At 67.6% G+C, this 10,655-nt stretch carries 10 protein-coding genes and 1 pseudogene; 5 read left to right on the top strand and 6 right to left on the bottom strand.

Translation table 11 applies throughout. From position 1 onward, the window contains the following. Positions 1-200: 200 nt before the first annotated feature. The 4 genes and pseudogenes from E2F46_RS17540 to E2F46_RS17180 all read right to left on the bottom strand — a co-directional run. Entirely contained in the window at positions 201-341 is a 141-nt protein-coding gene (locus E2F46_RS17540) for a hypothetical protein (RefSeq protein ID WP_165967513.1), read from the bottom strand. 95 nt (positions 342-436) lie between these two features. Further along, on the bottom strand, positions 437-1,579 hold the full coding sequence (locus tag E2F46_RS17170; RefSeq protein ID WP_207949632.1) for a sensor histidine kinase: 1,143 nt from the start codon (positions 1,577-1,579) through the stop codon (positions 437-439). 72 nt (positions 1,580-1,651) lie between these two features. Then, positions 1,652-2,071, bottom strand: a complete 420-nt coding sequence (locus tag E2F46_RS17175; RefSeq protein WP_133323808.1) for a hypothetical protein — start codon at positions 2,069-2,071, stop codon at positions 1,652-1,654. Positions 2,072-2,481: 410 nt separating this feature from the next. Next, positions 2,482-2,676, bottom strand: a pseudogene (locus E2F46_RS17180) (helix-turn-helix domain-containing protein); the annotation flags it as partial. 144 nt (positions 2,677-2,820) lie between these two features. On the opposite strand from E2F46_RS17180, the gene E2F46_RS17185 reads away from it, so the two are divergent. Next, on the top strand, positions 2,821-3,306 hold the full coding sequence (locus E2F46_RS17185; protein WP_133323809.1) for a helix-turn-helix domain-containing protein: 486 nt from the start codon (positions 2,821-2,823) through the stop codon (positions 3,304-3,306). After that, positions 3,299-4,030 carry a nucleotidyl transferase AbiEii/AbiGii toxin family protein gene (locus tag E2F46_RS17190; RefSeq protein WP_133323810.1) on the top strand — a complete coding sequence of 244 codons (732 nt, stop codon included), beginning with the start codon at positions 3,299-3,301 and terminating at the stop codon, positions 4,028-4,030. Before E2F46_RS17185 ends, E2F46_RS17190 begins: the two co-directional genes overlap by 8 nt. A 68-nt stretch (positions 4,031-4,098) precedes the next feature. On the opposite strand, the gene E2F46_RS17195 is transcribed toward E2F46_RS17190, so the two are convergent. After that, positions 4,099-5,514 (bottom strand): sigma-54-dependent transcriptional regulator, encoded by a 1,416-nt coding sequence (locus E2F46_RS17195; protein WP_133323811.1) that lies wholly within the window; start codon positions 5,512-5,514, stop codon positions 4,099-4,101. 362 nt (positions 5,515-5,876) lie between these two features. Further along, positions 5,877-7,499, bottom strand: a complete 1,623-nt coding sequence (locus tag E2F46_RS17200; protein WP_243720501.1) for a sensor histidine kinase — start codon at positions 7,497-7,499, stop codon at positions 5,877-5,879. Between the two features lie 231 nt (positions 7,500-7,730). Here E2F46_RS17200 and sucC point away from each other — a divergent pair, with 231 nt between their 5' ends. The 3 genes from sucC (at position 7,731) to E2F46_RS17215 (ending at position 10,531) form a co-directional block, all read left to right on the top strand. Beyond that, positions 7,731-8,900 carry an ADP-forming succinate--CoA ligase subunit beta gene (gene sucC / locus E2F46_RS17205; protein WP_133323813.1) on the top strand — a complete coding sequence of 390 codons (1,170 nt, stop codon included), beginning with the start codon at positions 7,731-7,733 and terminating at the stop codon, positions 8,898-8,900. Between the two features lie 97 nt (positions 8,901-8,997). Continuing rightward, the gene (sucD, locus tag E2F46_RS17210) at positions 8,998-9,873 is read left to right on the top strand and encodes a succinate--CoA ligase subunit alpha (protein WP_133323814.1); all 876 of its coding nucleotides are present in this window, start codon (positions 8,998-9,000) and stop codon (positions 9,871-9,873) included. Between the two features lie 292 nt (positions 9,874-10,165). Continuing rightward, entirely contained in the window at positions 10,166-10,531 is a 366-nt protein-coding gene (locus E2F46_RS17215; RefSeq protein WP_133323815.1) for an endonuclease domain-containing protein, read from the top strand. The last annotated feature ends 124 nt before the right edge of the window (positions 10,532-10,655 follow it).

The following is a 10,655-nucleotide window of genomic DNA, read 5'->3' on the forward strand; positions in this document are numbered from 1 at the left end:
CGGCCTTGGCCGCGATTGGGTTGCGATGTTGTTTGGTTCCCGTTCGCGCCCAAGGATGCTCCTACGGGGGCGCGTGTTTTGTAGGAGCGGGCCATGCCCGCGATGGGGTGATTGTCCGTTGCAGCGGCGCTCGTGCGCGCCGGCCACAACGAAAAGGGCCACGCTTGCGCGCGGCCCTTCCTGTCACTACCGGGCACGTCTTACTTCTTGTGCGCCTGATCCTTGTCTGCAGACTTGTCGTTCGCGGCGGCGTCCTTGCGCTGCTGCTCGGTCTGCGGTCCCTTGTGGTCGGTATCGGTCGGGGACTTCTTCTGGTCCTGCTGTGGGGTCTTGTTGTCCATTTCAGTACTCCTGTTGCGATGAGTCATCGCAGGTGGAGCATGGCAGCCGGATGGTGACGCCAGCGTGCCGCTGGCGTGAGGGTGGTGTTGGACGTTTATTGCGCGACAAGCGCGGGCCGCGTGGTGCGGTGGCGCGGCAGGTCGATGGTGAATACGCAGCCCTGACCCGGCAGGTCGCGTACGCGCAGCAAACCCTGGTTGGCTTCGACGCTGCGCTTGACGATGGCCAAACCGAGTCCCAGGCCGCTGCGGTCCTGGCCCATCTGGATGAACGGCGCGCCGATCCGTTCGACGGCCCCCTCGGGCAGGCCGCCGCACTGGTCCTGGACTTCGATCAGGATGCGATCGCCGGCGGCGCGCGCACTCAGCGTGATTTGCGCGCCGGGCGGCGAGAACTTGACCGCGTTTTGCAGCAGGTTGCCCAGGGCGGCTTGCATCAGGTCGCGATCGGCGCGGATGGCCAGGGTGGGGGCGATATCGGGCACACGCAGGCGGCTGCCGGTCTGCGCAGCGCCCAGCGAAGCGATGAGGCGGGCCTCATAGATGAATTCCGCCAGCGGCAGCAGGGTGCGGTGCACGGGCGTGCCGGCGGTGGCCCGCGCTTCGGCCAGCGAGCGGTCGATCAGATGTGCCAGGCCGCCGAGGGCGCGCTCGAGCACCTTGCCGGTGGCGCCGGACACGCCCACGTTGCCCAGTTTGATGATCGACAGCGCCACCGTGGCGGTGCACAGCTGGTTGCGCAGTTCGTGGGCCAGCATGCCCAGGCGCAGGGTGTTGGCCCCCATCTGGTCGGCGGCGACGGCCATGTCGTGCTGGAGCCCGTGCTCGGTGACCGCGCGGGCGATGGCTTCGTCCAGGCAGCGGTTGAGGATGCGGAACTCGTGCACGGCGATGGGTTCGTCGCGTTCCACGGCCAGGTCGGAAATGGCCTGGCAGAGGTCGCCATAGTCGTGCACCACTTCCTCGACGGTAAAGCCGCTGCGCATCAGTTCGCGGCCATGCAGGGTGGCCGACTCGCCCATGTCGGGCAGTACCGGCGCGTCGGGTGCCGGTGGATGCGGCGCGCCGGGCATGTGTTCGGCGCGCAGGGTGGCGATCAGCTGGTCGATGAACACGCTGATGCCGTGGGCGTGGTTGCTGCCCACGGCGGTACGCGTACCGGCGGCGCGCAGCAGCACCTTGGCATGGCAGCGTGCGATCAGCTCGCTGCGGTTGTAAGCAAGGAAGTCATGCATCATCGTCGGTGGCCCGGTTTGCGGAGGGTTGCCGTCGAACAGCCGGGCATCCGCTTGGTGCCGGCATGGGGCGTATCACGCGGGTTTCGTGAGGTAGATTTCGAGCCCGTTGTAGCGCTGTCGCCACGTCCGCATCGAGCGGTGCGGATTGATGGGCACGCCGGGGACGGGGAAGTCCTTCGCGGCGCGGATGTCGGCGGCGATGAGTGCCATCAACGGCGCGGCGTCGTTGCGCAGGCTGCGGTTGTCACGCGTGGCGACGTGCAGCTTGCCCAGCAGTTGCGCCAGGGTGATGTCGTTGCCGCGCTTCATCGATGCGTACTCGCGGCCGAGGTAGGCGGTGATGCGGTCGAAGTCGTTGCCGATCGTGCCGCGACCCGGTTCCGGCGGGTCCCCGTGCGTGACCTGCGGGCGTGCGATCTCCTGCACCGTGCCCGGGGCGGCAATCGGGGTGGACGCGGCGGGGGCCGGTCCGTGGAGCGGGGTGCGGGGCATGGGCGTTCTCCCGTGCGCGGCTGGCAGGGAACGTCCTGTCGAATACGCGAGCCCCGACGGTAGCACCGGCGATGGGGTGGTCGCGTGAGGGGCGGGGCACTCGCCTGAGGTGCTCACCCGCGTCGCGCATCCCTGTAGGAGCGGGCCATGCCCGCGATGGGTTGCGACGCAGTTCGGTTCCCGGTCGCGCCCATGGGGCGCTCCTACGGGGGCGCGTGTCTTGTAGGAGCGGGCCATGCCCGCGACCGGGTTGCAATGGGGTTCGGTTCCCGTTCGCGCCCATGGGGCGCTCCTACGGGGCGCGTGTCTTGTAGGAGCGGGCCATGCCCGCGACAGGGTTGCGATGGGGTTCGGTTCCCGTTCGCGCCGATAGCGCGCTCCTTCACGGGCGGTGCCGCGACGCGGCGGCCTCAGTCGATGCCAAGCTTTTTCAGCTTGTACCGCAAGGCGCGGAAGGTGATGCCCAGTGCGGCGGCGGTCTTGGTCTTGTTGTAGCGGTTTTCCTGCAGGGCCTGTTCGATGGCCTTGCGCTCGATGTCCTCGATGTACGAGGGCAGGGCGCTGCTGCTGGTCTCGAACGGGCTGAGCGTGCGCGGGTCGGCGGCGGGCGGTGGTGCGCTGCCGGGGCGGATACTGGCTGGCTTGCCCCTGAGCTTCGTTGCGAACTGATCAGAAAATGTTTCATATCATTGATAATTTGTGCGATTTGTATATGATCAGGCGCAATTTGTTGTCCTTGGGGTCTGATCATGGGTACGCATGCAGGTGCATTGTCGGCAGCAGGCGAGGCGAGGCGCCTAGGGCAGGCGCTACGGACTTGTCGCAAGGCGCGCGGGGTGAGTGCGACGGCCGCGGCCGAGGCGGCAGGGGTGTCGCGGATCACGTGGCATCGGCTGGAGGCCGGCGAGCCTGGCGTGGCGTGGGGCTCGCTGCTGGCGGCGGCCCAGGTGCTGGGACTGGTGGTGGATCTGCTGCCTGCGCAGGCGGAAGCGACGGACGTCGCGGCGGCGGCAGGCGATGGACTGCCCTTGCGCATCCGGCTGCAGGACTACCCGCAGTTGCGGCAATTGGCCTGGCAGGTGGCCGACGATGCCACGGAACTGTCACCGCGCGAGGCGTTGGGCGTGTACGAACGCAACTGGCGGCATGTGCAGCCGGCAGCGCTGGATGCGCGCGAGCGGAACCTGATTGCGGCACTGCGTGACGTGTTCGGCTCGGAGGTGTTGCGTGTTTGAACGCGCGCACCACCGGCGTATCGGCCGCGTGCTGGAGGCCATGGATGGCGTGAAGTTGCGGGCCTTGGGTTGCCTGTTCGGCGGCGATACGGCCATTGCGCTGCGCTACGGTGAGTATCGTGAGTCCGTGGACATGGACTTCCTGGTGGCTGACCCGGAGGGCTATCGTCGACTGCGCTCGTGGCTGTCGGGCGCAACGGGCATCGATGCGTTGTTGCGCGACGGCGCATCGCCGGTGGGGCTGGCGCGCGAGGTGCGTGTGGATCAGTACGGTATACGCACGTCGTTGCTGGTGGAGGGCGTGGCGGTGAAGTTCGAGATCGTGCGCGAGGCGCGCATTGCGCTGGTAGCGCCGGGGCGGCGGGACAAGGTGTGCGGCGTCAGTACGCTTTCGGAGCTGGATCTTGCGGCCAGCAAGCTGTTGGCCAATGCGGACCGTTGGCGCGACGACAGTGTGTTCTCGCGCGATGCCATCGACCTTGCGATGATGGATTTGCCGCCGCGGAAACTGCATCCGGCGCTGGACAAGGCGGCGCAGGCGTATGGCGATGCGGCGGTGGAGGACATGCGGCGCGCGCTCGACTCGCTGCGGAGCCGGCCGGAGCGGTTGCAGCGGTGCATGGCTGCCCTGTCGATGACGCTGCCGCAGGCGGTGTTGCAGCAGCGGCTGCGCATGTTGCGGCAGAGGCTGGACAGGTGGAACGGACGGGCTCCGCCTGCGTAGGGTGGACCGTGCTGCACGGTTCGAGCCAGTGGCCGAAGTGGCCGGACAAGCCCGGTACGACGAAGGGGTCAGTCGATGCCCAGCTTCTTCAGCTTGTAGCGCAGCGCGCGGAAGGTGATGCCCAGGGCGGCGGCGGTCTTGGTCTTGTTGTAGCGGTGTTCCTGCAGGGCCTGTTCGATGGCCTTGCGTTCGATGTCCTCGATGTACGAGGGCAGGGCGCTGCTGCTGGTCTCGAACGGGCTGAGCGTGCGCGGGTCGACGGCGGGCGGTGGTGCGCTGCCGGGGGCGACGGCCGCGGGGGCGCTGACCACGCCGTGGTGGCCGTTGCCATTGCCGCTGCCGTTGGGCAGGTGCAGGTCGTCGGCGTGGATGCGGGTGCCGTCGGCCATGGCCAGGGCGCGTTCGAGGATGTTCTCCAGCTCGCGCACGTTTCCGGGGAAGCCATAGGCGCGCAGCGCCTCGACGGCATCTGGCGCGAGTTCCGGCGTGGGGATCTGCATGGCGTGGGCCAGGCGTTCGAGGATGGCCGCCGACAGGATGGGCAGGTCGCCGTTGCGTTCGCGCAGCGGCGGCACGTGCAGGCCGATGACATTGATGCGGTAGTACAGGTCGTGGCGGAACTTGTTCTCGTTGACCAGCTGGCCCAGGTCCTTGTGGGTGGCCGACAGGAGGCGCACGTCCACCGGCACTTCGGCGTTGCCGCCCACGGCGCGCACGCTTTTTTCCTGGATGGCGCGCAGCAGCTTGACCTGCATGGGCAGGGGCAGCTCGGCGACTTCGTCGAGGAACAGGGTGCCGCCATCGGCGGCCTGGAACAGGCCGGCCTTGTCGCTGGTGGCGCCGGTGAAGCTGCCCTTCTTGTGGCCGAAGAACTCGCTTTCCATGAGCTCGGACGGAATGGCGCCGCAGTTGACGGGAATGAAGGGGCCGCCCGCGCGCGAACCCTGCGCGTGGATGGTGCGCGCGACCAGTTCCTTGCCGGTGCCGGACTCGCCGCTGATGTGCACCGGCGCCTGGCTGCGCGCCACCTTGCCGATGGTCTGGCGCAGGCTGACCATGGGCATCGAGGTACCCAGCAGGCGGCCGGTGTCTTCGGGCTGGCTGAGGCGCTTGGTGTTGAGGTCCAGCGCCTGCTTGACCAGGCCGCGCAGCACGTTGATGTCGACCGGCTTGCTGACGAAATCGAACGCGCCGGCCTTGAGGGCTTCCACCGCGGCTTCGACGTTGCCGTAGGCGGTGATGACCGCGACCGGCGTGGTGGGGAAGCGGGTGCTGATCTCGCTGACCAGTTCAAGCCCGGAACCGTCGGGCAGGCGCATGTCGGTCAGGCACAGGTCGTAGGCCACCGTGCCCAGCATCTGCCGCGCGGCGGTGAGGTTGGGGGCGGTGTCGGTGCGCAGGCCCATGCGCCCGAGGGTGAGGACGAGGAGCTCACGGATGTCGTGCTCGTCATCGACGATCAGGGCGCTGCGTTGGTCGGTCATATAAGGGGCCGGAACAGGGACGGTGTGCAGGTTTTCCGGCATGGCGGGGGCCATGCTGGTGACCAATATTGACAGTTTTTGACCTTTTGGACGAGGGGAGCGGGGGGAGGGGCGGTGCACGGTGGGGTTGGTGCATTCCCGTCTTCCGCTTGCGGGAGAGGGTTGGAGGTGAGGGTGGGGGCATGTCGAGGCTCCGGCCCTCATCCACCCTTCGGGCACCTTCCACCCGTGAAGGGCGCGATGTCCCGCAAGCGGGAGAAGGGCCGAGGTGTGATGCGCTGTCATTTACCCTCTCCCGCTTGCGGGGTGGGGAGGGGCGCGGAGCGCGGGGCAGGGGTGATGGCCTACTGCTTCAAGAAGGCCTACTGCTTCAACAAGGCCTGCTGCCCCGGCAGTTCGATGCGGAAGCAGGCGCCGCCGCCGGGCATGGAGACGTAACGCAGTTCGGCTTCGTTGCCGCGGCAGAGTTCGTTGGCGATGTACAGGCCCAGGCCGGTGCCGTTGTCGGAGGTGGTGAAGAACGGGCGGAACAGTTGCGGCACCACGGCGTCCGGGATGCCGGGGCCGCGGTCGCTGATGCTGATCACGGGGCCGTGTTCGCCGTGTTCGAGGTGGATGGTGATGCGCGCGATCTCGCCGGGCATGCGGCCGTAGCGCACGGCGTTGTTCACCAGGGCGGTGAAGACCTGCTGCAGGTGGCGCTGGTCGAACACCGCGGGCAGGGTGCCGAGGCCGCCGGTGAGCTGCAGCTTGGCGTTGTCCTCGGCGGTCACCATCTTGTAGTCGTCGATGAAGTTGTGCACGAACGGCACGAGGTCGATGTGCTCGGGCTGCGCGCGCTCGCGCCGGGCCAGGCCCAGCACGCTTTCGACGATGCCGTTGGTGCGCATGCACTGCTGGTGGATGATCTGCAGCAGGCGACGGTCGCTGGTGGACAGGTCGCTGGATTCCTCCAGCAGTTGGGTGGCGTAGTTGATCGCGGCCAGCGGGTTGCGGATCTCGTGCGCCAGGCTGGCGGAGAAGCGGCCCATGGCGGCCAGGGTGATGGATTCGGCGCGGCGCGACAGCATCGAGGTGTCGTCGAGGAACACCAGGGTGGCGTTGCCGTGTCCCAGCAGGCGGACGAAGCGCGGCAGCACCTCGATCTGTTCGGGGCCGTAGACCAGCGTGGTTTCGTCGGCCTTGCCGTCGCGCAGCCATTGGGCATGGCGCAGCGCCAGTCCGGGGGCCAGTTGCGACAGTGGCCGGCCGTGCACGCCCTGGGGCGAGATGTCGTCGTCGTCGCGCAGCAGGGCCATGGCGGCTTCGTTGGCCAGGCGCACTTCGTGCTGGCCATCGACCAGCAGCACGCCGGTGCGCATGCGGCGGATGATCAGTTCGTTGATCTCGGCGAGGTTGGCGGCCTCGGCGCCGCGCTTGTCGGCCAGGGCGAACGAGGCGCGCATCTGCTTGCCCAGGGTATGTGCGAGTGCAGCCACCGAGAAAAACGCGACCGAATACATCATCACTTCGGCCAGGGGACGCTGGTCGCCGCCGCTGGAGAAGTTGTTCCAGGTGAATTCGGCCAGCAGCGCCAGCGACGCGGCGGCGGCGATGCCCAGGCCGGCGTTGCGGCTGACGAACAGGGCCGAGGCCGCCAGGTTGAACAGCAGCATCAGGGCGATGCCGGCGCGTGCCGTGGGCAGGGCGTGGCTGGCGAGCGTGGCCACCAGGATGTCGATGGCGACGGCAGCCAGCACCAGGGTGGTGGGGTTGGCGCCCGGCCTGCGCTTGCGCGCCAGCAGGTAGATCGACAGCAACAGGTAGACGCAGGTGGTGACCTGGGCCAGCAGCGGTGCACGCAGGTCGCCGATCAGTGCCCCGACCGGGCTGAACACCACGAGGGCCAGCACGGCCGCCTCGAATACGCGGTACAGCGCGAACAGGTACAGCTCGCGCTGCAATGCCCGGCTGGTGTTGGCGTCCAGGACGTCGGGCTCGGCCAAGGGATGCAGGTCTGTGGGGGTTGCCGGAGTATAGGCGGGCGTGCGCAAGGGCGGCGAGGGTACGCAAGCGGTCGCCATTTGCGGCCAGCCACGGGCACGGTAGGCGTGGGGCCATTGCGTGCGGTTTTGCCCGGGGGCGGCGCATCGGCGAGAATAAGGGGCTGCGTGCCGCCGGTCGGGGATCGGGAGCCGGCCGGGCGCAACGCCATTCCTTCCTCCGCAGGACCCCACATGAATTTCCACGAGTACCAGGCGAAGCAACTGTTTGCCGACTACGGCATTGCCGTCCCCGCCGGGCGCGTCGCGCGCTCCCCCGAAGAGGCCGTCGATGCGGCCAAGGCCATCCCGGGCGACCTCTGGGTGGTGAAGGCGCAGATCCACGCCGGCGGCCGCGGCAAGGCCGGCGGCGTCAAGCTGGCGAAGACGCTGGACGAAGTGCGCGAGTACGCCAAGGCGATGCTGGGCACGAAGATGGAGACCTACCAGTCGGCCGGCGTGGCGCTGCCGATCGACTCGGTGCTGATCTCGGAAGGCACCGACATCGACAAGGAACTCTACCTGTCCGTGCTGGTGGACCGCGGCACGCAGTCGATCACCTTCATCGCCTCCAGCGAGGGCGGCGTGGACATCGAGCAGGTGGCCGCCGAGACGCCGGAGAAGATCCAGACGCTCAACGTGAACTACGTGCAGGGGCTGCAGCCGTACCAGACCCGCGAAATGGGTTTTGCGCTGGGCCTCGACGCCAAGCAGACCGGCCAGCTGGGCAAGATCATGCTGGGCCTGTTCAAGCTGTTCAACGAGAAGGACCTGGCGCTGGTGGAACTCAATCCGCTGGCGGTGCTGACCAACGGCAACCTCGCCGTGCTGGATGGCAAGGTCAATTCCGACGACAACGCCTCGTTCCGACACGCCGACCTGGTGGCCATGCGCGACATCCGCCAGGAAGACGAGACCGAAGTGGCCGCCAGCCAGCACGACCTGAACTACGTGACCATGGACGGCAACATCGGCTGCATGGTCAACGGCGCGGGCCTGGCGATGGCGACGATGGACGTGATCAAGCTCAACGGCGGCGAGCCGGCGAACTTCCTCGACGTGGGCGGCGGCGCGACCAAGGAGCGCGTGACCGAGGCGTTCAAGCTGATCCTGTCGAGCGACAAGGTGAAGGCGATCTTCGTCAACATCTTCGGCGGCATCGTGCGCAACGACGTGATCGCCGAGGGCATCATCGCCGCGGTCAAGGACGTGGGCGTCAAGGTGCCGGTGATCGTGCGCCTCGAGGGCACGAAGGTGGAGGAAGGCAAGAAGCTGCTGAAGGAAAGCGGCCTGGCCATCATCGCCGCCGACGACATCAACGATGGCGCCAGGAAGGCCGTCGAGGCCGTGAAGCAGGCCGCCTGATCCCGATATCGCCGTAGGGCGGGCCCAGGCCCGCCATCACGGACGTCCAGATTTTCAAGACGGCGGGCCAGGGCCCGCCCTACAGGAAACGAAACAGATGAGCGTTTTGGTCAACAGGAACACCAAGGTGATCGTGCAGGGCTTCACCGGCCAGCAGGGCACCTTCCACGCCGAGCAGATGCTCGACTACGGCACCCAGGTCGTCGGCGGCGTGACCCCAGGCAAGGGCGGCACCCAGCACCTGGGCCTGCCGGTCTTCAACACGGTGCGCGATGCCGTTGCGCAGACCGGCGCCGATGCATCGGTGATCTACGTGCCGCCGCCGTTCGCGGCCGACGCGATCCTCGAGGCGGCCGATGCCGGCATCAAGGTCATCGTATGCATCACCGAGGGCATCCCGGTGCTGGACATGCTGCGCGTCAAGAACACGCTGAAGGGCTACGACGACGTGGTGCTGGTCGGCCCCAACTGCCCGGGCGTGATCACGCCGGGCGAGTGCAAGATCGGCATCATGCCGGGCCACATCCACCAGCCGGGCAAGGTCGGCATCGTGTCGCGTTCGGGCACGCTGACCTACGAAGCGGTGAAGCAGACGACCGACGCCGGGCTGGGCCAGTCGACGTGCATTGGTATCGGCGGCGACCCGATCAACGGCACCAACTTCATCGACGCGCTGAAGCTTTTCCAGGACGATCCGCAGACCGAGGGCATCATCCTGGTGGGCGAGATCGGCGGCAGCGCCGAAGAGGAAGCGGCCGAGTACATCGCCAGGCACGTGACCAAGCCGGTGGTGGGCTTCATCGCCGGCGCGTCGGCGCCGAAGGGCAAGCGCATGGGCCACGCCGGCGCGATCGCATCGGGCGGTTCGGGCACGGCCGAGGGCAAGTTCGCCGCGCTGGAAAAGGCGGGCGTGACCACGGTGAAGTCGCCCGGCGATTTGGGTGCGGCCATCGCGAAGCGTTTGAACGGCTGATCGCGTTCGACGTTGCTTGTCGTAGCAGGCCGCCTCAGGGCGGCCTGTTGCGTTGTGGCTGTGGTCGCTTCGGTGTGCCCCCACCCCAGCCCTCCCCCGTAGACGGGGGAGGGGCGAGGGCAGTAGCGAGGGCAGGCGCATGCTTCGCTCCCTCCCCTGCGTCGCGAGGGAGGGCTGGGGTGGGGGCAAGCAGGTCGCTACGGTGTTTTCCCACAGCTCTCGAAAGATATCCCTGATGGACCTGCGACACGCCGGAGTCGAAGATGTCGGCATCTTCCGTCGGAGCGCAAGGATGCGCGAAACCCAGAAGCGCGACCGTGCGCGCGACTTGCGCCGGAACATGACCGATGTCGAGCGTGCCCTCTGGAGGCATCTGCGGATGCGGCAACTCGGAGGGTTCAGGTTCCGGCGACAGTTTCCGGTCGGTCCCTACATCGCCGACTTCGCCTGCGTGGCGGAGAAGCTCATTGTCGAGGTGGACGGTGGACAGCACGACGCTTGCTCGGCCGACTCCACCCGCGACGCGTTCCTGCGGCGGCAAGGCTTTCGCGTGTTGCGATTCTGGAACCACGACGTGCTGGCAAATCCCTTCGGTGTATGCGAGGCGATTGCGTCTGCGTTGGCCGAAGAGCGCCCCCACCCCAACCCTCCCCCGTAAACGGAGGAGGGGGCTGAAAAGCCGAAGCGAAGGGCAACAGCGAAGGGCAACAGCGAAGGGCAACAGCGAAGGGCAACAGCGAAGGGCAACAGCGAAGGGCAACAGCGAAGGGCAACAGCGAAGG

Source organism: Luteimonas aestuarii, from assembly GCF_004357985.1.
Lineage (GTDB): Bacteria > Pseudomonadota > Gammaproteobacteria > Xanthomonadales > Xanthomonadaceae > Luteimonas > Luteimonas aestuarii.

Coding starts and splice junctions, on each gene's coding strand:
- sucC (WP_133323813.1), top strand. CDS start 7,731: ATGAATTTCCACGAGTACCAGGCGAAGCAACTGTTTGCCGACTACGGC.
- sucD (WP_133323814.1), top strand. CDS start 8,998: ATGAGCGTTTTGGTCAACAGGAACACCAAGGTGATCGTGCAGGGCTTC.
- E2F46_RS17215 (WP_133323815.1), top strand. CDS start 10,166: ATGCGCGAAACCCAGAAGCGCGACCGTGCGCGCGACTTGCGCCGGAAC.
- E2F46_RS17540 (WP_165967513.1), bottom strand. CDS start 341: ATGGACAACAAGACCCCACAGCAGGACCAGAAGAAGTCCCCGACCGAT.
- E2F46_RS17175 (WP_133323808.1), bottom strand. CDS start 2,071: ATGCCCCGCACCCCGCTCCACGGACCGGCCCCCGCCGCGTCCACCCCG.
- E2F46_RS17195 (WP_133323811.1), bottom strand. CDS start 5,514: ATGACCGACCAACGCAGCGCCCTGATCGTCGATGACGAGCACGACATC.
- E2F46_RS17185 (WP_133323809.1), top strand. CDS start 2,821: ATGGGTACGCATGCAGGTGCATTGTCGGCAGCAGGCGAGGCGAGGCGC.
- E2F46_RS17170 (WP_207949632.1), bottom strand. CDS start 1,579: ATGATGCATGACTTCCTTGCTTACAACCGCAGCGAGCTGATCGCACGC.